A 21,394-nucleotide genomic window follows, 5' to 3' on the forward strand; every position below is an offset into this window, starting at 1 on the left:
CGCCGCGAAGCGGTGGTGGAGGGGCACAGCGACGCTGGCCATCGCCCCTCCGTCAGCGGCTACGCCGCTGCCACCTCCCCATGGCTTCGCCACAGGGAGGAATTGGCAATCAGACGCCGGCGGCCGCCGCGACTTCCGCCGCGAAGTCGCTTTCTTCCTTCTCGATGCCTTCGCCGAGCTGGAAACGGACGAAGCTCTTCAGCGTGATCGTCGCACCGACATCCTTGCCGGCGGCGGCCACGACTTCGGCGACCGGGGTCTTGCCGTCCATCACGAACAATTGCGACAGCAACGCATTTTCCTTGCGATACTTGGCGATCGCGCCGTCGACCATCTTTGAAACGATTTCGGCGGGCTTGCCCGACTGGGCCGCCTTTTCCTCGGCAATCGCGCGTTCGCGCGCGACGAGGTCGGCATCCAGATCGTCGCCGTTCAGCGCCAGCGGGTTGGCGGCGGCGACGTGCATCGCGAGCTGCTTTCCGAGCGGTTCGAGAACGTCGGCGCCGGCGGTCGATTCGAGCGCAACGAGCACGCCGATCTTGCCCATGCCGGGGGCGACGGCATTGTGGACATAGCCGGTCACAACGCCCGAGGCGACCGACAGGATCGCAGCGCGGCGCAGCGACTGGTTCTCACCGATCGTCGCGATGTTGCTGGTCAGCTTTTCGGCGACAGTGCCCCCGCCCGGATAGCCGGCGGCGCCCAGCGCTTCGATATCGGTGATGCTGCCGGCGAGCGCGACCTGCGTTACGTCCCGAACGAATTCCTGGAACTGCTCGTTCTTGCCGACGAAGTCGGTCTCGCTGTTCACTTCGACGACGGCGCCGCGGCCACCGTCGGTGGCGACGCCGACCAGGCCTTCGGCGGCGACGCGGCCGGCCTTCTTGGCGGCGGCGGCGAGGCCCTTGGTGCGAAGCCAGTCGATCGACGCTTCGATATCGCCGTTGTTTTCGGCGAGCGCTTTCTTGCAGTCCATCATGCCTGCGCCCGTGCGGTCGCGCAGTTCCTTGACGAGAGCGGCCGTGATTTCAGCCATGCGATGTTCCTTTCCAAAAGCAGCAGGCTCGCGTTGGGCCCGCTGTCCGCCGCGCGCATGGCGGCGTGATAAGTCAAAGTGATGACCGGGACGGCGCGGGTTTGTCGCCGCACCGTCCCATCATGCTAAAGGACGCTTATGCGTCGCTCTGACGTTCGGTTTCGGCGGCAGCTTCGGCCGGGACCTGTTCGTCCTCGGTCACCGGAGCGGCAGCTTCCTCGAGCACCGGTTCGGCGGTCGGCTCGACAGCGGCGCCCAGATCTTCGCCGCGGTTCGCACGGGCCTGCTGGCCGCCACGGGTCGCCGCCTGGGCGACCGCATCACAATAGAGGCGGATGGCGCGCGCCGCGTCATCGTTCGCCGGAACCGGAAAAGCGATGCCGTCGGGCGAGACGTTCGAATCGAGGATCGCGACGACGGGGATACCAAGGACGTTGGCTTCCTTGATCGCCAGTTCTTCCTTGTTCGCGTCGATCACGAACATCACGTCGGGAATGCCGCCCATGTCGCGGATGCCGCCCAGGCTGAGTTCCAGCTTGTCGCGTTCGCGCGTCTTGTTGAGCACTTCCTTCTTGGTGAGACCCGAGGTGTCGCCCGAAAGCTGTTCCTCAAGCATCTTGAGGCGCTTGATCGAGTTCGAGATCGTTTTCCAGTTGGTGAGCATGCCGCCCAGCCAGCGGTGGTTGACGAAATGCTGGCCCGACGCGCGGGCCGCGTCGGCGATCGGCCCCTGCGCCTGGCGCTTGGTGCCGACGAACAGCACCTTGCCGCCCGCGGCCGAGGTCGAGGCGATGAAGTCGAGCGCGCGCGCGAAGAGCGGCACGGTCTGCGACAGGTCGAGGATGTGAATGCCGTTGCGCGCACCGAAGATATACGGCTTCATGCGCGGGTTCCAGCGGTGGGTCTGGTGGCCGAAGTGGGCGCCAGCCTCGATAAGATTCTGCATCGTGACGACAGGTGCCGCCATAGTCTTTCTCCTTCCGGTTGGTCCTCTGGAAAGCAAGAACCGGGGTCCGCAAGCGGACGATCCCGGCACCGGTTATGTGCGCCTTCCATGTGGAATGGGCGGGCCGTTAGCGGGCCTTGGCGTCAAAAGCAAGGGGTTTGCGGCCCGTCTTTGCTATCGACGCCCGCGACGAGCGTGCCTCAATTCGGCGACAAAGCGACTCGGTTCGTCGCAAATGACTTGAGAACAAAACGGGAACATGGAACAAAAAGACCATAGAAACCGTCGCTGGTTAACAAAAGCTTTCGCACAAGAAGGCCGAAAGGACAAGATCATGGTTCAGGTCGCTGCCGCCCTCCTCTTTGCCCTCGCCGCCGGGATCGGTGTCACGGTGATCCTGGCCATGCTCAAGCATAACGAAAATGCGATTCTTTCGGCGCTGCTCGGCGAAGGGGCCTTCCCCGTCGGCGCCGCGTCGCAACCCGATCCCGCACCACGGAAACTGACGCTTCGCCACGCCCCGGCGCGCCGCGACGCACCCCTCCGGGTTCGTGCCTCCCTCCCCCTGCAACCGGCGCTTAGCCGCGCCGCCTGACCTTTGCATAGCTTGCTAGCCCAAAGGGCAAGGTTGCGGCATAGAGTGCGCAGACCGCAAGCAGCGTTAGCCACGGTGCGGTGACGAGCGCAGCGCCGAAAAGGCCGACCCCCGCGAGGGCGAACAGGCGCCACGACCGGCGTAGCCGGATCGACGCCCAGCTATAGGTAGGAATAGCCGAGATCATCAGCATCGCGATGCCCAGCGCCCACGGCATCACGACATACCATTCGCGAAACAGGTCGTTGCCCGTCGTCAGCCACAGATATAGGGGCACGAACGACATGCCTGCGCCCGCCGGTGCGGGAATACCCGTGTTGAATCCCGCCGACTTGTGCGGCTGAAATTCGGCATCCATGCGCGAATTGAAGCGCGCGAGGCGAAGCGCGCAGCACACGGCGAGCGCGAGCGCGGCGGTCCACCCGAATTTCGGCGCTTCGTCGAGCGACCAGAAGAACAGAATCATCGCCGGCGCCACGCCAAAGGCGATGACGTCGGAGAGAGAATCCAGCTCGGCACCGAATTTGCTTTGCGCACGCAGCAGGCGCGCGATCCGCCCGTCCATCCCGTCGAGCACGCCCGCAACGATGATCATCGTGATCGCGGCCGCCCACTCGCCATCGATCGCGAAACGAACGCCGGTCAACCCCGAACACAGCGCCAGCAACGTGATTGCATTGGGCGCAAAGGCGCGCAGCGGAATGCCGCCAATGCGACGATGCTCGGCGTCGCGTGGAACCGGGCCCTGATCCGCCATCCTTACTGTCCGATGCCTTCGATCATCTCGGCCGTACCGATCCGCGCGATCACCGTCTCACCCGCCAGCGTCCGCTGGCCGAGCAGCACCTGCGGCGCCGTGCCGGCGGGCAGATAGACGTCGACCCGGCTGCCGAACCGAATGAGACCGACGCGCTGGCCGGGGGTGAGTTCGTTGCCCATGGTCACGAAGGGCATGATACGCCGCGCCACGAGACCTGCGATCTGCGTGAAACCGATGCGCACGCCGTCGGGGCGTTCGACGACGAAATGCTGGCGTTCATTTTCCTCGCTTGCCTTGTCGAGGTCGGCGTTCACGAACTTGCCCGGGATATAGACGAGCTTGCGCAGCACCCCGGCGATCGGCGTCCGGTTGATATGGACGTCGAACACGCTCATGAAAATCGACACGCGCAGCATCGGGGCGGCACCCAGCCCGTCGGCACCCGCGATCTCGGGGGGCGGCGGAACCTCGGCAATCTGGGTGATCAAGCCATCGGCGGGGGCGATAACCAGCTCGCTGCCGAGCGGCGTCACGCGCGCTGGGTCGCGAAAGAAGGCGCCGACCCAGATGGTCAGGCCGAGCATGAGCCAGCCGAGAATTTCCCAGCCGAGCAGCCAGAAGCAGAGCGTCACGATTGCCGCGATCAACAGGAACTTGCGCCCTTCGGGATGAACCGAGGGCCATTGCCATTTGATGCCGCCGCCAGGCCGGTTCGATGATATGATATTGGACATGACCAGCCTTCTAGGGTGCCGCTCCTATACTGACAATGGATAAGGCTGCGCGATCGTTGCCTGCACCGGAACGACGGGGCGGTTGATCAATCGTCCCGCTTTGCCTAAGGCCCGCTGCAACTCCGACTCCCCAAGGAAAAGGCTGAAAGCATGGGCAAGATCAAGGTAGCCAACCCAGTCGTCGAACTCGACGGCGACGAAATGACCCGGATCATCTGGCAATGGATCCGCGAACGGCTGATCCTCCCCTACCTTGATGTCGATCTTCATTATTACGACCTCGGTATCGAGGAACGCGACCGCACCGACGACAAGATCACCGTCGAGGCTGCAAACGCGATCAAGAAATATGGCGTCGGCGTCAAATGCGCAACGATCACCCCCGACGAGGCGCGCGTAGAGGAATTCGGCCTGAAAAAGATGTGGAAGTCGCCGAACGGCACGATCCGCAACATCCTGGGCGGCGTCGTGTTCCGCGAACCGATCGTGATGAAGAATGTCCCGCGCCTCGTCCCCGGCTGGACCGACCCGATCGTCGTCGGCCGCCACGCCTTCGGCGACCAGTATAAGGCGACCGACTTCCGTATCCCCGGTCCCGGCAAGCTGCGTCTGGTGTTCGAGGGAGAGGACGGCACGCTGATCGACGAGGAAGTGTTCCAGTTCCCCTCGGCCGGCGTCGCGATGGGCATGTACAATCTCGACGATTCGATCCGCGATTTCGCGCGCGCCAGCCTGAACTACGGCCTCGCCCGCGAATGGCCGGTGTATCTGTCGACCAAGAACACGATCCTCAAAGCCTATGACGGGCGCTTCAAGGATATTTTCGAAGAAGTATTCCAGGCTGAATTCAAGGCGCAGTTCGACGCGCTTGGTATCGTCTACGAACACCGCCTGATCGACGATATGGTCGCCTCGGCGCTCAAGTGGAGCGGCAAGTTCGTCTGGGCCTGCAAGAACTACGACGGCGACGTCCAGTCGGACACCGTCGCGCAGGGCTTCGGCTCGCTCGGCCTGATGACGAGCGTCCTGATGACCCCCGACGGGCAGACGGTCGAATCCGAAGCCGCGCACGGCACCGTCACCCGCCATTACCGTATGCACCAGCAGGGTAAGGCGACCTCGACCAACCCGATCGCGTCGATCTTTGCCTGGACCGGCGGCCTCAAGCACCGCGGCAAGCTCGACGACAATGCCGCGCTGGTGAAATTTGCCGACGATCTCGAAAAGGTCTGCGTCGCGACGGTCGAGAGCGGCAAGATGACCAAGGATCTCGCGCTGCTGATCGGTCCCGACCAGAACTGGCTGACCACCGAAGGCTTCTTCGAGGCGATCGTCGAAAATCTCGACAAGAAGATGGGCGCTTAACAAGCAAATTCGTTGAGATAGCTCTCTAGCCAATCGGGGCCGGCCTGCATAAGGTCGGCCCTTATGGTATCCGAAACAGAAACCTCCGCTATCGGCAACGCGCTCGTGGTTCTCGGCGCGGCGGGCGTCGTCATTCCGGCCTTCGCGCGGTTCCGCATCACGCCTGTAATCGGCTTCATCCTCGTCGGGCTGCTTGTCGGTCCGTCGGGGCTCGGGATGCTGGCCACCGACTATCCCTGGCTGAAGCATGTCACGATCGCCTCGATCGAGGATATCGCGCTCTTTGCCGAATTCGGGATCATCCTGCTGCTTTTCTCGATCGGACTCGAACTGTCATTCCGCCGCCTGTGGCAATTGCGGAAACTCGTGTTCGGGGTCGGCGCGGCCGAACTGTTGCTCAGCGGCGCGATCCTCGGCGGTGGCCTGTGGTTGCTCGGCGGCCTGTCGACGCCCGCGGCCTTCGGCCTCGGCATCGCGCTCGCGCTGTCCTCGACCGCTCTCGTGCTGCCGATGGCGGGAACCAAATCGGCGGTCGGCCGCGCCTCCTTTTCGATGCTATTGTTCGAGGACCTTGCGATCGTCCCGATCATCTTCATCCTCGGCGCCTTCGCGCCCAATGTCGCGGGCGACAATGCCGAATTGCTGCTGACGACATTGTGGCAGGGCGCGTTGGTTGTTGCGATCCTGGCGGTCGCCGGCTGGTTGCTGCTGCCGCGCATCTTTGCGCAGGCGGCGCGCGCCAAGGACCCCGAACTGTTCCTTGCCGCCAGCCTGCTCGTCGTCATCGTTGCCGCGATGGCGACCGCGGCGATTGGCCTGTCGCCGATCGTCGGGGCGCTGCTCGCCGGGCTGATGATCGCCGAAACCGAATATCACGAGGAGGTCGAAGCGATCACCGCCCCGTTCAAAGGCCTCGCGCTCGGGGTGTTCCTGATCAGCGTCGGCATGGGGCTCAACCTCAAGATGATCGCCGAACAATGGCCGCAACTGATCGCCGCGGTCGTCGGGGTCGTCGCGATCAAGGCGATCGTCACCGCGGCGCTGCTGCGCTTTTCCGGCGCACGGCGCGGCACCGCCGCCGAAGTCGGCCTGCTGATGTCGAGCCCGTCTGAAACGACGTTGATCGTGCTCACCGCCGCCCTCGGCGCGCGGCTCATCGACCCCGAAACCGCCAGCTTCTGGCAGCTCGTCACCGCGATTGGCCTGACGATTACCCCGCTGCTTGCGCGGGTCGGCCATGATATCGCCCGGCGGATCGAGATGCGGAGCGACGACACGCCTCAGGACGAAGCCGCCGCCGCGCGGACCGTGATCGTCGGGTTCGGCCGCGTCGGGCACACCGTTGCCGAACTGTTGCGCGACCATGGCCGCCCCTATATCGCCGTCGATGCCGACATTGACACGGTCGCGCTTGCCCGGCGCGACGGCTTTTCGGTCCGCTTTGCCGATGTCGCGCGTCCGGGCAGCCTCGACAAGCTGGGAGTCGAAAGCGCCGATGCGATCGTGCTGACCATGGATGATCCGGTGCAGCAGCTTCGCATGACGCGCCAGTTGCGACAGAAATACCCGGACTTGCCGATCATCAGCCGGGCGCGCGATGCCGATCATGCCGCCGCTCTCTATCAGGCGGGGGCGAGCGACGCCGTGCCCGAAACGCTCGAAAGCTCGTTGCAACTGGCCGAAGCGGTGCTGATCGACCTTGGCGTCGCGATGGGACCGGTCATCGCGTCGATCCACGATGTCCGCGCAAAGATGCGGCACGACATCATGACGAAGGGCAAGCTGGATCAGGAACCGCGCATCCGTCGCACCCGCCAACCCGTTGCGGATAGCGACGGCTAGATTCTACCGCCCGCCTGCGGCGGCGGTTAGCGCCAATGGCTGACCTGCGGAGACCGCTCCCAACGCCGACACATCGGCCAGCGTCATGCCTTTAGGCAGGATCGCCAGCGACCACTGGCGGTCGGGCGTCAGATATTGGCGCGCCAGCCGCTGGATATCGGCAGGCGTCACGCCGCTGATGTCCTTTCCGATCGACAGGGCCGCTTGCGTCACCTTCGGATCGCGCGTCGCGCCTTCGAGCAGAAGCATCCAATAGGCATTGCCCGTCGTCGCCCGCGCGACCTGTTCAAAGATCGGACCGGCATTGCGCGCCAACTCATCGGCGCCCACCGGGTTCGCGACAAGGTCCGCCGCGATCTCGCGTGCCGTGGCATAGAAGCGGTCGATATCCTTCGGCGCGAGCAGGCTTCCGACGAGCAGATAGCCTCCGCTATTATCGAATCCGGTGGGCCAATGGCTGTCGACGATCGGACCGTAGCTTGCGCCCTGTTCGGCCCGTAGCCGGTCGAAAAGCCGGTCGTTGAAGATCGCAGCCAATATTTCCATCCCGCGCGCATCGCGCGAATTGGCGGTGCCTGCGCCCGTCGGCCACGCGGTTATCGCGGCGGCCTGCCCCTTGTCGCCCCGGTGATAAGCCACGTCGGGGGCGATATTATGCTCCGCAAAGGCGACCGCCTGCCCCGACGGCGGCGCAATCGGCTTGCGCGCGGGGAGCGCTCCGACGGTTTCGGACAAAATCTTCCGGTAATCGACCGACGAAAGATCGCCGAACAACTGCACCTCGATCGGCCCCGACGCCAGCCGCGGTTCCCAGAAAGCGCGGAAAGCGGCAGGCGTCAGGGCGCTGATCTCCGCCCTGTCGGGCGCGGTCCAGCGCGCGTCATTATTCGTCAGCCACCCCTTGAGGTTGCGATCGATCACCGCATTGGGCGTCGCGTCATTGAGGTCATAGCCCGTCAGATAGCCGACGCGGAGCCGTTCGACCGCGGTCGCGTCCCACCGGGGAAAGGCGAGCTTCGCGGCAATCAGCTTCATCTGGTCGGCCAGGTCGGCGGGCTTGCTTTCCGCAGAAAATTCAAAGGCATCGTCCTCGACCGAAAAATTCATCTGGATCTGCCGCCCGTTGGTGACCTGTTCGATTTCGCGCAGCCCCCACGGCCCGATGCCGCTGGCATTGAGCGCATAATCGCCGGTCCACAGCAGGTTCGGCGCGTCCGCCGCGACGCTGCGATTGCCGGTGCCGAAGCGAACGTTGACGCGAACCTTTCCCGGTTCGATCCGGTTATCCGAAATCAAAACCGTGACACCATTGGCGAACTCGAGCCGTTCGGCCATCAGGCCCGCCGTAGCGTTCGTCGACACGATCGTGCCCGGCTTGCCGATCGGCGGAAGCTGGCTCCAGTCGGCGGTCAGCGCAGCCAACCGGTCATCGCGTACCTTCGCGGGTGCGGCCAGCGCCGCGAGCAAAGCCCCCTCGCCGCCCGCGATGGGGGTCGGCGTCGTCAGCACGATGCGCGAAACCGGCGCGCTGAAAATCGCCTTGCTGATTTCGAGCATGACGTGCGGCGTGGCCGAAGCCCGGATCGCGGCGAACATGTCGACCTGGCCTTGCGGCGTCGATACGACCTCGTTTATGTCCACCGACCGGACCAGATCGTCCGCCAGCCGCGCGCCAGGTTCGTTGCGCGCATTTTCCAGCTCCTTGCGCAGTGCGACTTCGATCTCGTTCGCCTCGCGATCGATATCGGCCTGCGAAGGCGCCGTCGTCACCGCATCGGCGATGACGCCGCGAACGTCCGCCAGCGCGACTTTCCAATCGCCGATCGGCGAGATCACGGCGGAGGTCACATCGGCGCTGCGGCTGATATATTCCTGCGAAACACCCGCGAGCAAGTAGCTGCCGCCCTCGCGCGCCCGGTTTTCAAGGCGCCGGTTGACGAGCGCCTGCGCCAGATATTCCAGATAGAGCCGCCGGGTATTTTCGATCGTATCGACGCGCTTTTTCCATGGACGGATCATGGCGAGCGTGATCGACACCGGTTGGTTGGGTTCCACGATGACCGTCGCCACCCGCGCCTTGGGGTCGGGTTTGCCGAAATCCGGCTGTTGCGGCGCGGGACCATCGGCTTTCCAGTCGCCATAATATTTCGCCACGAGCCGCTCGAATTCGGCGGGATCGCCATCGCCCGAGATAACGACGACGGCGCGGTCCGGACGATACCAGCGATCGTGAAATGCCTTCACCGTATCGGCCCGCGCCGCCGCGAGCGATTCATTCGTCCCGATCGGCGAACGATCGCCGAGCAGCTGGCCGGCGAACAGATGCGCCGTCGTGCGGTCACCGATACGTTTTTGCGGACCATCGGATTCGCGCAGTTCGGACATCACGACCCCGCGTTCGGCAGTCACCGCGGCTTCGGAAATGCGCGGTTCGCGCACCATGCCCGCCAGCAATTTCATGCTCTCGTCGAGGTTCGCAGGCGTAACGCTGGGCAGGTCGAGCTGATAGACTGTCTGCGTCGGAGTCGTCTGTGCGTTCGAATCGCTGCCGAACGTCACGCCGAAACGTTGCCAGATGCGCTTCGCTTCGCCGTCGGGAATATGGACCGAGCCGCGAAAGGTCAGATGCTCGAGAAGATGCGCATAGCCGCGTTCCCGATCGGTTTCGAACATCGAGCCGACGTCCATCCGCACACGGATCGACACCTGACCCGGCGGAACACCATTGTTTCGCACGGCATAGCGGACGCCGTTCGGCAACACGCCGAATTTCCACGCCTTGTCGCGCGGAATGTCGCTGCCGGCATAGAGCCAGTCGCCATTTCGGGCGTCGCTTTGCGCGGCAGGCGGCGCGCTGTCCTGCGCCTGGCTCGCAACGGCCGCGAGCGAGAAAATCGCAGCCGCTCCGGCAAAAAGAAGGGATCGGGCGGGACGAAACGACGCGCATGCGGGGAGATGAAACATGGCTCATCTTATCGCGTTCGAACCTTGCTGGCCACTGAACTGTCGCGCGGCGCTTGTCCTCGGCGCGACAGGCGCTTAGCCATACGCGATGGACAGCATAGCCGGATCCTCGCCCTCTTCCCCGCTCGCCGCACTGGTGCAGATGACGAGCGGAATCGATCCCGCCGCCAATCTGACAACCATCGACCGTGCGATGGCCGAGGCGGCGGCCGGCGGCGCGGCCATGGTGTTCCTGCCCGAAATGTCCCTGCTGCTCGACCGCGACCGCGCGCGCTCGGGCGCGCACATCACCCGCGAGGCCGACAGCCCCTGGCCTGCCGCGCTGCAAACGCTGGCGCAGAAGCATCGACTGTGGCTCCATTCGGGATCGATACCGCTGCTGGCGGACGACGGCGAACTGCGGGTCAACCGCAGCCATGTCATCGCCGCTGACGGCAGCATCCGTGCCCGTTACGACAAGATCCACATGTTCGACGTCACGCTGCCGTCGGGCGAGAACTGGCAGGAATCCGCCGCCTATGCCGGCGGAGCGTCGATCGACGTCGTCGAAACGCCGCTAGGGCGGCTCGGCCTCACCATCTGTTACGACCTGCGATTTCCAGAATTGTTCCGCGCGCTCGTCGAGCGTGGCGCGACCATCATCGCCGTTCCAGCCGCCTTTACTGTCTCGACGGGCGAGGCGCACTGGCATGTGCTCCTGCGCGCCCGTGCGATCGAGACCGGATGCCATATCGTCGCCGCGGCGCAGGCGGGGACCCACGCCGACGGACGGCAGACCTACGGCCACAGCCTTGCCGTCGATCCCTGGGGCAGCGTGCTTGCCGACGCAGGCGCCGTAACGGGCGACAGCGGCTACCATGTCCTCCTGGCGCCGGTTGATCCGGTCCCACGCGATCGTGCCCGTCAATCGATCCCGCTGGCCCGATCGCGCGCCGTCCGGAATATCGCGCTTTAGGATCAGGCCCGAAGCACATCGGACCGGGGCTTTGCGTCAATGCAAGCACAGGATGGTCATCGACGGGGCGAAGGGGCCAGACGCGCAAAAGGCCCCGAGCGTAGCTCGGAGCCCTTTGGTATCAGTCTCGATCAGCCGAAATTACGGGCTGGTCGGGGTGTCGTCGTTGTTGTCCGACGCGATGATGATGCCGCCGATGATGGCAGCGAGAGCGAGAACAGCGATGATCCAGCTGGTGCTGCCTTCGAGTTCGCTCTGGCCGTCAACAGTCGAAACTGCACTGGCTGCAGGAGCCGCCGACGCCGCCACGGGCGCCACAACCATCGAGGTCGCTGCGAGGGAGATCGCAGCCTTCTTAAGCAGGTTCATCTTATTCTCCGTCCACTGGATAGTCTTGTCGAATCACATCGGAGAATAATCCCCGATCTGCTTCTGCATCGCCCTCTTAGGCACAGCAGTTCGCAATTGCAACGACGTTTTGCCTAACATCGTAAATCTTAGCAATTTGCAAACAGACAAAAAAGTTGCGCGATCGAACCCATTTCAACCCCGCCGAACGCGGTCGAAAGACTCCCTCGTCACGGGGTATCCGAGATGCTCTGGGATGCAGAGCCACGACTGGCCGTCGCGCTCCTCGATCCAGGGCGTGATCAGATCGACCGGAAACCGCGAAGAATATTCGGAAAAGGACGAAAAATCGGCACTGAGGGCAAGGCGCTCGAGGTTGCGGCGGGTGGGAAAGATGACCGACACTTCGCCCCGATCGGCCATCGACAGCGTTTCTTTTGCGCTGGCCCAGAAGATATGGCTGTGTTCGGCTTCTTCCACCGTCAGCTCATGGCTGTGGGGGGGCGCCGCGATGGCATAGAAGCGCGTGTCGAATGTCCGCGCTTCCTTGAAATTCGGGCACCAGCGCGCAAAGGGCACGAGCGTTTCGATAGCGATTCGGTCGCCGCGCGCCGCGAGCAGATCGGACATCAACTCTCCTGCGAGCAGCGCGCGCCGAATGTCGGCGGCATCGTCTTCCTTCAGACCGGGCCAGCCGACGGCCAGCCCCGTTTCCTCCAGCGTCTCGCGCACCGCGGCAACACGCGCCGCTCCGTCGGCCTCGTCGAGATCGGGCGCGTGGCGGCGCGCCACCAGATAATCGTCGGGGTCGACGCGCCCCCCTGGAAAAACGACGGCCCCCGCGGCGAAGGCCATCGCGGCCGACCTTTTGACCATCAGGATTTCATCGGGGCCGCCACTATCCGACGGGCGCATGATGACGAGGGTCGCCGCGGGAACAGCCCCATCGGGCAAAACGGCAGGTGAAGCGGACGGCGGATCGGCGCGTGTCATAGGCCGGCGATAACCCTGCCGCGAAGCCTTGTCATCCCGGCATTGCCGGACGGCGCGGGCGGGTGCAAGATACAGCCAGGACTGGACGGGAGCAGGATATTGGGAATCATCGAGATTCTGGGCGTCGCCGGCAGCCTCAGTCTCCTTGCCGGGTGGCGGCTTTACCTCACGATACTGACGACGGGCACCGCGATGCATTTCGGCTGGCTGCCGCTTCCCGAACATCTAGCCGCGTTGCAGGTTCTGGCGAGCCCGTGGGTGCTCGGGGTTGCGGCGGTCGGCACGCTGGCGGAGTTTTTCGCCGACAAGGTCGCGTGGGTCGATTCGGCGTGGGACATGATCCACAGCATCGTCCGGCCGCTCGGCGGCGCTCTGCTCGCGCTCGCGCTGGTCGATTCATCCGACCCGGCCTGGCAGGTCATCACCTTCCTTCTCGGCGGCGGCGGCGCGTTGCTCAGTCACGGCGCAAAAGCAACGACGCGCGCGGTCGTCAATGTCAGCCCCGAACCGTTCAGCAATGCAGCAATATCGACCGGCGAAGACGTTGCGACCGGCGGCCTTCTCGCGCTTGCCATCGCCTACCCGCCGCTCGCGGTCGTCGTCGCGATATTGATGGCGATCGCCGCCGTCGTGGTCATCGTCGCGCTGCGCCGCCTGCTTCGCAACATCAAGGCGACATTGAAAGGTGCGCTGGGCGATGGCGCTGCCCTGCCGGACACCTCGCCGCCCGCGCCCGATCGCCCCGCGGCATAACCGACCAGGTCCTGCAGAAAGGTCAGGCGGGGAGCAACGCCTTGAGCGGTGTCTCGGTGTCTGCAAGTTGCTCGGCGGTCGCGCGCAGTCCTGCGGTGACGATCATGCGGCCCTGGACATAGTCCTTGGCCCTGTTGACGCAGTCGATCGCGATGACCTTGCCCGCCTTGAGGTAGACGACCGAGAAGTTGCGCGTCGCGGGATCGCCGCGCAGCACGGCCTGATCATGGCCGGTCGATAGCCCCGCGGTCTGGAGCTTCAGGTCATATTGGTTCGACCAGAACCAGGGAATCGCATGATAGGGCGCCTCGTCGCCGACGATGCCCTTCGCAACGACATTCGCCTGGTCATTGGCATTCTGCACCGATTCAAGCCTGATTTCAGCGCCCTCGGCAAACTCGTTGGCGTGCGCCGCGCAGTCGCCGATCGCATAGACGTCGGTCAGGCTGGTCTTGCACAATGGATCGACGCGCACGCCGTTGGCGCAATCGGCGCCCGCCGCGACCAACGGCTCGATCGCCGGAACGATTCCGATACCGACGATGACGAGATCGGCGGCGATCACCTCGCCGTCCGACAGGCGAACGCCGGTGACATGATCGTCGCCCTCGATCGCCTCGACGCAGACGCCGAGGCGGAGGTCGACGCCATGCTCGCGGTGCTCCCTTTCATAGAAGCGCGACAAATCCTCGCCCGCAACGCGCGCAAGCACGCGGTCCTGCGCTTCCAACAGCACGACCTTCTTGCCCGCCTTGGTCAGCACCGCCGCCGCCTCGAGTCCGATATAGCCGCCGCCGATCACGACGATCTGCTTTGCTGTCTCCGACGCCGCCTTCATTGCATCGGCATCGGCGCGGGTGCGCACGCCCTGCACGCCGGGCAGGTCGCCGCCGGGAACCGGCAACATGCGCGGCGCTCCGCCGGTCGCCCAGACCAGCTTGCCGTAGCCGATCGTCTCGCCGCCATCGGTGGTGACGATGTGCGCCGCGGGATCGACGCTGACGACGCGCCGACCCAGCAGCATCGCGACTTCGCGCTCGTCCCAATATTTGGCGGGGCGCAGCTGGATGCGCTCGAATTCCTTTTCGCCCGCAAAATATTCCTTCGACAAGGGCGGGCGCTCATAGGGCAGTTCTGGCTCTTCACCGATGATCGCAATGGTCCCGGTGAACTTTTGCGTACGCAGCATCACCGCCACCTGCGCACCGCCATGCCCCGCACCCACGATCACGACGTCGAACTGCATTGCCTTTGCCTCCTGCCTCGCCCGTCACGCGGCCCTTGCACGGGACCTCAGGCGAGGCAAGCGGGCGCTTGTTTGGCTGGTCGAAAGAAAAGTTTCGGATCGATGGCGAGGGTGATCCCGCCCGCCGTATCGGCAGCGTCTTGCCGAACAGATCCTCGAAGCGCGCCGACAGGTTGACGGGGATTGAAGGATATCCCGGTCCGCTGTGACGTCTGCGACAGGCGGGGGGCGGGGGGCGGGGGGCGGTCGGCTATCTCGACGCCCGCATGCCGCTGCAACGCGCCGATCCGTTTCGCGGCTTCGGCCAGTGTCTTTTCGGCCCGCTTCAGCCGGCCTCGCGTATCGAGGAGCAAGATGCCCAGGATGATGATCGCCAGAAAGGCGAAGAAATCGAACACCCGCATCCTTTCGCCCCCCCTTCCCCAGCAGGCGGGAGCGAAAAGATCGACGCCCTTATCGGTGGGCGGTCAGCGCCGTCAGAACCAGGCCTTGATGCCCATGACCAAGAATGTGCCCTCCGGATTCTCGCCCGCCAACCGAGCGAAGCCTGCGGTGTCGCCGACCTTGCGCGCCCATTCGACCCCCACATAGGGCGCGAATTCGCGGACGATCTCGTAGCGGAGCCGAAGGCCGAGTTCGATATCGGAAAGCCCCGAACCGATGCCGCTTTCGGGCACGTCCTGCCACGCGAAATTCGCCTCCACCCTCGGCTGCAGGATCAGCCTCTGCGTGATCCGCTGGTCGTAGCTGGCATCGACCCGGGCGAGCAGGTCGCCCTTGGTCGACAGGAACAGCGCACCCTCGACCTCGAACCAATAGGGCGCAAGCCCCTCGAAGCCGAGCGTCGCATAGCTGCGGTCGGGCCCGCGCCCGAAATCCTGGCGCACGCCCGCCTGCGCGTTGAAATAAGGCCCGATCGCACGGCTGTAGAGCGCCTGCACCTCGCCGTTTTCAACGCCTTCGCCGAACACCGTCTCGCCTTCGCTTTTCAATGTCAGCCGGTTGATGTCGCCGCCGTACCAGGCCTCGCCTTCCCAGCGGAAACCATCGCGGCCCTTGCGCGCCTGATATTCAGCGAGGTTCAGGCTGACGAAGCCAAGCTGCTGCGCGCCATTTTCCTTCATCATTTCGTGGCGCGAATGCTCCATCGCAGCCGCGGGGAAGATGCGATCGGCATACCATTCGGTCGGCGGCGGCGGCGCGGGGGCATCGCCCGGCGGCAGGTCGGTGCCGCTCTTCCCCGCAGTTTCGAAGATCGCCTCCATATCGTGTGCTGGAGCCGACATCGGCGTGCAATGCCCCATGCTGGCATGTTCGGGGGTGCAGGCCGGGGCATCGGCCTCGCGCTGTTGCGCGGAGTGCGAACCATGCGCCGAATGATCCATCGTCTGCGCCGCAGCGGGCACCGCGACGGCAAGCGACGCGATGCCCGCGAGGAACAGCGCGCGCCGGGTCATGCGGCGGCGCCCTTCGGGCGGACGCTGACGACGCGCATCATGCCGGCATGCATATGATAGAGGAGGTGACAGTGAAACGCCCAGTCGCCCAGCGCATCGGCGGTAAAGTCGAAGCTCGCCGTGCCGCCCGGCTGGACGAGCACCGTATGCTTGCGCGGCGAGCGATCGCCCTTCCCCGTCACCAGTTCGAAAAAATGGCCGTGCAGGTGGATGGGGTGACTCATCATGGAGTCGTTGATCAAATTGATCCGCACGCGCTCGCCCAGCGTGAAGGGGATGGGTTCGTGATGGTCGGACATCTTTACCCCGTCGAACGACCACATGAAGCGCTCCATGTTCCCCGTCAGATGGATGTCGATCGAGCGCGACGCGGCGCGCACGTCGGGATTGCGGTCGAGCGCGACAAGGTCGTGATAGGTCAACACCTTGTGCAGCGCATTTTTCAGCCCCTGCCCTGGCTCCCCCATGCGTTCGACCGGCATCGGCGATATCGTCTGGACGCCCGGATCGCGCTTTACCTGCGGCGCGACGCTGAAGTCGCGCATGCTGTGGTTCATGCCGCCCGAACCATGACCCATGGCGGCATGATCCGCCGCTGCGTCGTCGGCGGGCGGGAGGACGCAGTGGTCCATGGCCGCATGTTCGGGCGCGCACGACGCATCGCCGCCGCTCACCATCGCGCCCATTCCCATATCCTGCATCGTCGCGAGCGGACGTTCGCGGAGCGGCGGCACCTCGGCGACCAGGCCCGTACGCGGCGTCAGCGTCGCGCGCGCCATGCCCGAGCGGTCGTTCGCCTCGGCAACGATCGAATAGGCGCGATCCTCGACCGGGTTGACGATCACGTCATAGGTTTCGGCAACTGCGATCTGGAATTCGTCGATTTGGGTCGGCACGATGTTGAGACCGTCGGCCTGCACGACCGTCATGCGCAGCCCCGGGATACGAAGGTTGAAGATCGACATCGCCGAGGCGTTGATGACGCGCAATCGCACGCGCTCGCCAGGACGGAAGAGACCGGTCCAGTTGTCGCGCGGACCATGGCCGTTGACGAGGAAACTGTATGTCGAACCGCTGACGTCGGCGATGTCGGCCGGGTCCATCCGCATCGCACCCCACTCGATGCGATCCTTGAGCGGCTGGTCCTTGCCCGCTAGCAGCCCGCCGAGCGTCTGGCGTTGCCTGTTGAAATGGCCGGGATCGACCTTGAGCTTGCGGAAGATTTCCTCGGGCGACAGCCGGCTGTGATCCGACAGCAGGATGACATGCTCGCGGTCGTATCCGATCGGGTCGGCGTCCGCGGGGTCGATGACGATCGGCCCGTAATGACCGAGCTGTTCCTGCAACCCCGAATGGCTGTGGTACCAATAGGTCCCCGACTGGACGACGGGGAATTCATAGACGAAGGTCGATTTCGGCTTGATGCCTGGAAAACTGACCCCCGGCACGCCGTCCATGTGAAAGGGCAGGATCAACCCGTGCCAGTGGATCGAACTATCCTCGTCGAGGTCGTTGACCACGGTCAGGCGCGCGGTCTGTCCTTCCTTCAGCCGCACGAGCGGCGCCGGCACTGTGCCGTTGATCCCGATCGCGCGGCTGGCCTTGCCGTCGATCCGCACCGTCTGGCGCGCGATGCGCAGGGTGATGTCGCTCCCCGACACGGTCGGCAGTGTCGACGCGATGCCGGCCGATACCGGCTGCGCCCAAGCCGGGAACCACGGCGCGAGCGCCGCCGCCGCGCCGCCGCCCAACGCCCCGCCGACGAAACGGCGCCTGTCTATCTGCATGATCTTCCCGATTGTTTAGGATTGCTTGTCTCTCTTACGCAGCGCCACGGATCGCCCCTCGCCGCAATCGGATGTTTTGACCGCCGCCCGCTATTCTCCGGGCGAGGCGAGCAGCGACCGCAATTTGGCGCGCCCGCGGTACAGCCGCGTTTCGACCGTCTTTTCGCTGATGCGCAGCAATTCGGCCGCTTCCGACTGGCTGAGTTGCTCGACGCCGCGCAATATCAAAACCTCGCGCAGATTGCGCGGCAGCGCGGCCATCGCGGCGCGGACGCGTGCCAGTTGGGCACGGTCGGCCGCTTCCGCATCGGGCGCCGGCGCGTCGCTCGCCACATGCTGCGCGCTGTCGAGCGGCAGGGCACGCGCGAAAAAGGCGCGTACTGCGCGGCGCCGCGCCCAGTCGCGGCATTTATTGATCGCGATGCGCGAAATCCAGACACGAAAAGGCCGTTCGCGATCGTAGCGCGCGATCGCCGCGAAGGCGGCGACGAATGTTTCCTGCGTCAAATCCATCGCTTCGTCGGCGTCGGCGACATGCGCGCTGATCAGGCGAAACACCGGCGCCTTGTGGCGCGCCAGCAGCGCACGATAGGCATGCTCCGCTCCGCCCCCGGCAAGCGCGGCGAGTTCGCCGTCGCTACATTGCGAAAGATCGCGTCTCACCGCGCGTCGGCGGTGAGCGCCCCGGCCACGACCTTGTCGAAATCCGCAGCCTGATCGCGATCGAGTATGTCGCGCATCGCGAACAGGTGCTGGAGCGTTTCCTTCTGCATGTCGCCCATGACCTTGTGCATATGGTCGATCGCCACAGTGACCCGCGGACCATAGCCATGCTCGGCCTCGATTGCCCGGGCAAGCTCGATATTGGCCGCACGCATCTCACGCTCCAGCACCTCGCGCCGCGCCTTGAATCGCGCCTCGACAGGATCGAGCTTGCGCTGCTGTCCGGGCGAAAGTTCCAATTCCTTGTGCAGCAGCGCGTGCAATTCGGTCTCGTTCGCGCGTGGCGCATCGACCAGCGCGCGGCCGAGGAACACGCCGGCGAGCGCCGCCAGAAAAGCGATCAGGCCCACCACGAGCAAGCGTCGCAGCGACATCATGAATGCGAATCCAGTGGGGTTGCGGGCGCGAGCGGGGTCATCGGGCTGGCCGCGACGGCCGCCGTGGAAAAACTGCTCCCCGCGACAACACCGCCGCCCAGCGAAACAAACGCCGCAACCGCCATCATGCGATTGAGCAGCGCGGCCTCGCGCCGCCGCGCCGCGAGCGCATCCAGGACGCGGTCGTCGAGCGCGTCGAGCGCGGCCGGCGTCGCCGCACCCGCCAGGATTCGCAATTCGTCGTCCATCGGCTTCGCCATTCCTTCCAGACCCGGATACGCACGCCGCTGCGTTATCCCTCAACCTACGCTGCGGCCCGCTGCGCAATAGCGCGAACCCACATCCGGTGGGAATATCTTGTCGACGAGGCGCCGACGGAGGGAGCTTGGGACATTAGCGTCCTGCCATCCGGTCGGTATCGGCGATGGCGCGCGCGAAATCCTGGGGCGCTTCCTGCGGCAGTGAATGCAGGCTGTCCGGACGCCCCCAGTCGCACTCCCCGACGCATCCCCGGCTGCACGGGATAAAAATCGGTGGCGAAGTGGCTCGCGGTCAACCCAGCGCGCCCTCGGGCACCTCGACCCGTTCCGCATGGCTTCGGGGGGGCGTAGCCCCAGGCGACACGGTCGCCTATTGCAAAGTCCGTAACGCCCTCGCCGACCGCGACCACCCGGCCCGCCCCTTCGGCCCCGATCACCTTGGGGCCTGGAACGTCGGTCCACGCCATGCCCCGGCCCACGCCGATATCCATGAAATGACGCCGGCCGCCCCGACCGCGACGATCAAAATGAATGTTCAACAGAAAAAGATGGGAGCGGCCAGCACTTCGCGACCGATCGGGATCGAGGTTGGCCGGAGCGGCAATCTTCGCGCTCCGGCCAGGCCCTTATCCGCGAATGAAGGCGAGCATGTCCGCGTTGATCTCGTCGGCGTTGGTCGCCGCCATCCCGTGCGGATAGCCGTCATAGGTTTTGAGCACGCCCTTCGCGAGCAGCTTCGCCGACAAGGGCGCCGAGTCCGCATAGGGGACGACCTGATCGTCGGTGCCGTGCATGACCAGCGTCGGCACCTGGATTTTTTTCAGATCGTCGGTGAAGTCGGTTTCCGAAAAGGCCCTGATGCAGTCATAATGCGCCTTGGCGCTGCCCACCATGCCCTGGCGCCACCAATTCTGGATCAGGCCCTTGCTGATCTTCGCGCCGTCGCGGTTGAAGCCGTAAAAGGGCCCCGAGGCGATATCGAGATAGAATTGCGAGCGATCGGCCGCGAGCGCCTGGCGAAAACCGTCGAATACCTCAATCGGCAGGCCGCCGGGGTTGCTCGACTTCTTGACCATCACCGGCGGGACAGCGCCGACCAGGACCAGTTTCGAGACCGTGCCCGGCTTGGCGCGCGCAACATAATGAGCCGCTTCACCGCCGCCGGTCGAATGGCCGATATGCACCGCATCCTTCAGACCCAGCTCGGCGACCAGCGCCGCAACGTCGGCGGCATAGGTGTCCATGTCGTTTCCGGTGTCGGTCTGGGTCGATCGGCCGTGTCCGCGCCGGTCGTGCGCGATCACGCGATAGCCCTGCGACAGGAAGAACAGCATTTGATTGTCCCATTCGTCGGCGGTCAGAGGCCAGCCGTGATGAAAAACGAGCGGCTGCGCGTCGCGCGGCCCCCAATCCTTGTAAAAAATCTGCACGCCGTCGGCTGCCGTAATGAAATTCATCGGATGGACTCCTTGGTTTGCGGAAGGGAAAGATACACCGAAACTTGCATCGGGCCAGGGCAGGACAGCCGCGATCGCCGTGCCGCCCCCGACAACGACAAACGACCGACGATCGATCATGAATTCTTCCAATATCGTCATCTTCGATCCCCTGACTGGATAGTGCGGAAACATGTCCGTGCCCGACCCGACAATCCGAACGAACCCCTATTGCCCCTCCGCAACATTTTTGTGCACCATGCAAAGGACCGGCCGGACCTATCCCATGGTCGAACAGCGACGGCGGGATTTCGGGAGTCCGGCGATCCGCGAACGATTTTCGCCGCCGCCTCGACCCGGCGTTCAGGCCGGGCGCGTCCGCGCCGGCAGCAAGCTGCCCTCGATACCGCCGGGCCAGGGTGTCACCGTCTCCCCCGCGACCTGCCATGCCCCTTCGTCATTCCGCAGCCGAAGCTCGTACATCGCAGGTGGCAAATCCGGGCTCATCCGGCGATAGAGTATTGCGGTGGCATGATTGCCCTGCTGTTCGATATGCAGGACGCGGTGCTCGGTCGACAACGGCCGTTCGCCGGCGTCGCGGCGGGATCGAAACTCGGCGAAGGAATCCGCGCGGCTGACGCGCCGCACCTCGCCGTCGCCGCCGAGCACAAGAAAGCTCTGGTCGGCGGTGTAGAGCGGCTCCATTCCATCGACGTCATAGGCGCTGCCAATATGGACGATGTCGTGGATCAGCGTTTCGATCGCGGGATCGATGGGGGATTGGGTCATGATTTTTCCTTCCGGTGGAGACGGCCGA

Annotated in this window: 22 protein-coding genes; 5 read left to right on the top strand and 17 right to left on the bottom strand. The window is 64.7% G+C overall.

The window, feature by feature from the left end:
* Positions 1-109 precede the first annotated feature (109 nt).
* Together tsf and rpsB are read right to left on the bottom strand one after the other, a co-directional pair.
* Entirely contained in the window at positions 110-1,036 is a 927-nt protein-coding gene (gene tsf, locus HDC35_RS07215) for a translation elongation factor Ts (protein ID WP_184645084.1), read from the bottom strand.
* Between the two features lie 136 nt (positions 1,037-1,172).
* Positions 1,173-2,003 (bottom strand): 30S ribosomal protein S2, encoded by an 831-nt coding sequence (rpsB, locus tag HDC35_RS07220; protein ID WP_184645100.1) that lies wholly within the window; start codon positions 2,001-2,003, stop codon positions 1,173-1,175.
* A gap of 238 nt (positions 2,004-2,241) precedes the next feature.
* Here rpsB and HDC35_RS07225 point away from each other — a divergent pair, with 238 nt between their 5' ends.
* On the top strand, positions 2,242-2,577 hold the full coding sequence (locus HDC35_RS07225) for a hypothetical protein (RefSeq protein WP_260397589.1): 336 nt from the start codon (positions 2,242-2,244) through the stop codon (positions 2,575-2,577).
* On the opposite strand, the gene HDC35_RS07230 is transcribed toward HDC35_RS07225, so the two are convergent.
* Positions 2,561-3,334, bottom strand: a complete 774-nt coding sequence (locus HDC35_RS07230; protein ID WP_184645102.1) for a phosphatidylcholine/phosphatidylserine synthase — start codon at positions 3,332-3,334, stop codon at positions 2,561-2,563. The two genes, HDC35_RS07225 and HDC35_RS07230, sit on opposite strands and share 17 nt — an antisense overlap.
* Before the next feature lie 2 nt (positions 3,335-3,336).
* Positions 3,337-4,071, bottom strand: a complete 735-nt coding sequence (locus tag HDC35_RS07235; RefSeq protein WP_184645104.1) for a phosphatidylserine decarboxylase — start codon at positions 4,069-4,071, stop codon at positions 3,337-3,339.
* Positions 4,072-4,221: 150 nt separating this feature from the next.
* On the opposite strand from HDC35_RS07235, the gene HDC35_RS07240 reads away from it, so the two are divergent.
* Positions 4,222-5,436, top strand: a complete 1,215-nt coding sequence (locus tag HDC35_RS07240) for an NADP-dependent isocitrate dehydrogenase (protein ID WP_184645106.1) — start codon at positions 4,222-4,224, stop codon at positions 5,434-5,436.
* 63 nt (positions 5,437-5,499) lie between these two features.
* Positions 5,500-7,278 carry a cation:proton antiporter gene (locus HDC35_RS07245; RefSeq protein WP_184645108.1) on the top strand — a complete coding sequence of 593 codons (1,779 nt, stop codon included), beginning with the start codon at positions 5,500-5,502 and terminating at the stop codon, positions 7,276-7,278.
* A 3-nt stretch (positions 7,279-7,281) separates the two neighbouring features.
* Here the strand turns inward: HDC35_RS07245 and HDC35_RS07250 are convergent, their stop codons facing one another.
* On the bottom strand, positions 7,282-10,242 hold the full coding sequence (locus tag HDC35_RS07250) for a pitrilysin family protein (protein ID WP_184645110.1): 2,961 nt from the start codon (positions 10,240-10,242) through the stop codon (positions 7,282-7,284).
* Positions 10,243-10,330: 88 nt separating this feature from the next.
* On the opposite strand from HDC35_RS07250, the gene HDC35_RS07255 reads away from it, so the two are divergent.
* Positions 10,331-11,197, top strand: coding sequence for a carbon-nitrogen hydrolase family protein (locus HDC35_RS07255; protein WP_184645112.1), 867 nt, complete (start codon positions 10,331-10,333; stop codon positions 11,195-11,197).
* 141 nt (positions 11,198-11,338) lie between these two features.
* Here HDC35_RS07255 and HDC35_RS07260 read toward each other — a convergent pair whose 3' ends face one another.
* Both HDC35_RS07260 and HDC35_RS07265 read right to left on the bottom strand, forming a co-directional pair.
* Positions 11,339-11,566, bottom strand: a complete 228-nt coding sequence (locus HDC35_RS07260) for a hypothetical protein (protein WP_058802459.1) — start codon at positions 11,564-11,566, stop codon at positions 11,339-11,341.
* A gap of 174 nt (positions 11,567-11,740) precedes the next feature.
* Positions 11,741-12,538 carry an NUDIX domain-containing protein gene (locus HDC35_RS07265; RefSeq protein WP_184645115.1) on the bottom strand — a complete coding sequence of 266 codons (798 nt, stop codon included), beginning with the start codon at positions 12,536-12,538 and terminating at the stop codon, positions 11,741-11,743.
* Between the two features lie 99 nt (positions 12,539-12,637).
* On the opposite strand from HDC35_RS07265, the gene HDC35_RS07270 reads away from it, so the two are divergent.
* Complete coding sequence (locus tag HDC35_RS07270; protein WP_184645117.1) at positions 12,638-13,291, top strand: DUF4126 domain-containing protein; 654 nt, start codon at positions 12,638-12,640, stop codon at positions 13,289-13,291.
* 22 nt (positions 13,292-13,313) lie between these two features.
* Here HDC35_RS07270 and HDC35_RS07275 read toward each other — a convergent pair whose 3' ends face one another.
* The 10 genes from HDC35_RS07275 to HDC35_RS07320 form a co-directional block, all read right to left on the bottom strand.
* Positions 13,314-14,537: an NAD(P)/FAD-dependent oxidoreductase gene (locus HDC35_RS07275; RefSeq protein ID WP_184645119.1), complete on the bottom strand. Its 1,224-nt coding sequence runs from the start codon at positions 14,535-14,537 to the stop codon at positions 13,314-13,316.
* 47 nt (positions 14,538-14,584) lie between these two features.
* A complete protein-coding gene (locus tag HDC35_RS07280; RefSeq protein WP_184645121.1) occupies positions 14,585-14,941 on the bottom strand; it encodes a hypothetical protein in 357 nt (118 codons plus the stop codon).
* Between the two features lie 72 nt (positions 14,942-15,013).
* A complete protein-coding gene (locus HDC35_RS07285; RefSeq protein ID WP_184645123.1) occupies positions 15,014-15,994 on the bottom strand; it encodes a copper resistance protein B in 981 nt (326 codons plus the stop codon).
* Positions 15,991-17,781 (bottom strand): copper resistance system multicopper oxidase, encoded by a 1,791-nt coding sequence (locus tag HDC35_RS07290; RefSeq protein WP_184645125.1) that lies wholly within the window; start codon positions 17,779-17,781, stop codon positions 15,991-15,993. Before HDC35_RS07290 ends, HDC35_RS07285 begins: the two co-directional genes overlap by 4 nt.
* A gap of 90 nt (positions 17,782-17,871) precedes the next feature.
* Positions 17,872-18,444: an RNA polymerase sigma factor gene (locus HDC35_RS07295; protein WP_184645127.1), complete on the bottom strand. Its 573-nt coding sequence runs from the start codon at positions 18,442-18,444 to the stop codon at positions 17,872-17,874.
* On the bottom strand, positions 18,441-18,878 hold the full coding sequence (locus HDC35_RS07300; RefSeq protein ID WP_184645274.1) for a periplasmic heavy metal sensor: 438 nt from the start codon (positions 18,876-18,878) through the stop codon (positions 18,441-18,443). Before HDC35_RS07300 ends, HDC35_RS07295 begins: the two co-directional genes overlap by 4 nt.
* Positions 18,878-19,129 carry a hypothetical protein gene (locus HDC35_RS07305; protein ID WP_184645129.1) on the bottom strand — a complete coding sequence of 84 codons (252 nt, stop codon included), beginning with the start codon at positions 19,127-19,129 and terminating at the stop codon, positions 18,878-18,880. Before HDC35_RS07305 ends, HDC35_RS07300 begins: the two co-directional genes overlap by 1 nt.
* Positions 19,130-19,185: 56 nt before the next feature.
* Positions 19,186-19,632, bottom strand: coding sequence for an alcohol dehydrogenase catalytic domain-containing protein (locus HDC35_RS19605; protein WP_184645131.1), 447 nt, complete (start codon positions 19,630-19,632; stop codon positions 19,186-19,188).
* A 135-nt stretch (positions 19,633-19,767) separates the two neighbouring features.
* On the bottom strand, positions 19,768-20,598 hold the full coding sequence (locus tag HDC35_RS07315; protein ID WP_184645133.1) for an alpha/beta fold hydrolase: 831 nt from the start codon (positions 20,596-20,598) through the stop codon (positions 19,768-19,770).
* A gap of 342 nt (positions 20,599-20,940) precedes the next feature.
* The gene (locus HDC35_RS07320) at positions 20,941-21,366 is read right to left on the bottom strand and encodes a hypothetical protein (RefSeq protein ID WP_184645135.1); all 426 of its coding nucleotides are present in this window, start codon (positions 21,364-21,366) and stop codon (positions 20,941-20,943) included.
* Positions 21,367-21,394: the final 28 nt, after the last annotated feature.

This window comes from Sphingopyxis sp. JAI128, from assembly GCF_014207235.1.
Taxonomy (GTDB): Bacteria; Pseudomonadota; Alphaproteobacteria; order Sphingomonadales; family Sphingomonadaceae; genus Sphingopyxis.

Coding starts and splice junctions, on each gene's coding strand:
- HDC35_RS07275 (WP_184645119.1), bottom strand. CDS start 14,537: ATGCAGTTCGACGTCGTGATCGTGGGTGCGGGGCATGGCGGTGCGCAG.
- HDC35_RS07280 (WP_184645121.1), bottom strand. CDS start 14,941: ATGCGGGTGTTCGATTTCTTCGCCTTTCTGGCGATCATCATCCTGGGC.
- HDC35_RS07305 (WP_184645129.1), bottom strand. CDS start 19,129: ATGGACGACGAATTGCGAATCCTGGCGGGTGCGGCGACGCCGGCCGCG.
- HDC35_RS07230 (WP_184645102.1), bottom strand. CDS start 3,334: ATGGCGGATCAGGGCCCGGTTCCACGCGACGCCGAGCATCGTCGCATT.
- rpsB (WP_184645100.1), bottom strand. CDS start 2,003: ATGGCGGCACCTGTCGTCACGATGCAGAATCTTATCGAGGCTGGCGCC.
- HDC35_RS19605 (WP_184645131.1), bottom strand. CDS start 19,632: ATGGATATCGGCGTGGGCCGGGGCATGGCGTGGACCGACGTTCCAGGC.
- HDC35_RS07255 (WP_184645112.1), top strand. CDS start 10,331: ATGGACAGCATAGCCGGATCCTCGCCCTCTTCCCCGCTCGCCGCACTG.
- HDC35_RS07320 (WP_184645135.1), bottom strand. CDS start 21,366: ATGACCCAATCCCCCATCGATCCCGCGATCGAAACGCTGATCCACGAC.
- HDC35_RS07285 (WP_184645123.1), bottom strand. CDS start 15,994: ATGACCCGGCGCGCGCTGTTCCTCGCGGGCATCGCGTCGCTTGCCGTC.
- tsf (WP_184645084.1), bottom strand. CDS start 1,036: ATGGCTGAAATCACGGCCGCTCTCGTCAAGGAACTGCGCGACCGCACG.
- HDC35_RS07240 (WP_184645106.1), top strand. CDS start 4,222: ATGGGCAAGATCAAGGTAGCCAACCCAGTCGTCGAACTCGACGGCGAC.
- HDC35_RS07260 (WP_058802459.1), bottom strand. CDS start 11,566: ATGAACCTGCTTAAGAAGGCTGCGATCTCCCTCGCAGCGACCTCGATG.
- HDC35_RS07245 (WP_184645108.1), top strand. CDS start 5,500: ATGGTATCCGAAACAGAAACCTCCGCTATCGGCAACGCGCTCGTGGTT.
- HDC35_RS07315 (WP_184645133.1), bottom strand. CDS start 20,598: ATGAATTTCATTACGGCAGCCGACGGCGTGCAGATTTTTTACAAGGAT.
- HDC35_RS07300 (WP_184645274.1), bottom strand. CDS start 18,878: ATGTCGCTGCGACGCTTGCTCGTGGTGGGCCTGATCGCTTTTCTGGCG.
- HDC35_RS07225 (WP_260397589.1), top strand. CDS start 2,242: ATGGAACAAAAAGACCATAGAAACCGTCGCTGGTTAACAAAAGCTTTC.
- HDC35_RS07235 (WP_184645104.1), bottom strand. CDS start 4,071: ATGTCCAATATCATATCATCGAACCGGCCTGGCGGCGGCATCAAATGG.
- HDC35_RS07290 (WP_184645125.1), bottom strand. CDS start 17,781: ATGCAGATAGACAGGCGCCGTTTCGTCGGCGGGGCGTTGGGCGGCGGC.
- HDC35_RS07250 (WP_184645110.1), bottom strand. CDS start 10,242: ATGTTTCATCTCCCCGCATGCGCGTCGTTTCGTCCCGCCCGATCCCTT.
- HDC35_RS07265 (WP_184645115.1), bottom strand. CDS start 12,538: ATGACACGCGCCGATCCGCCGTCCGCTTCACCTGCCGTTTTGCCCGAT.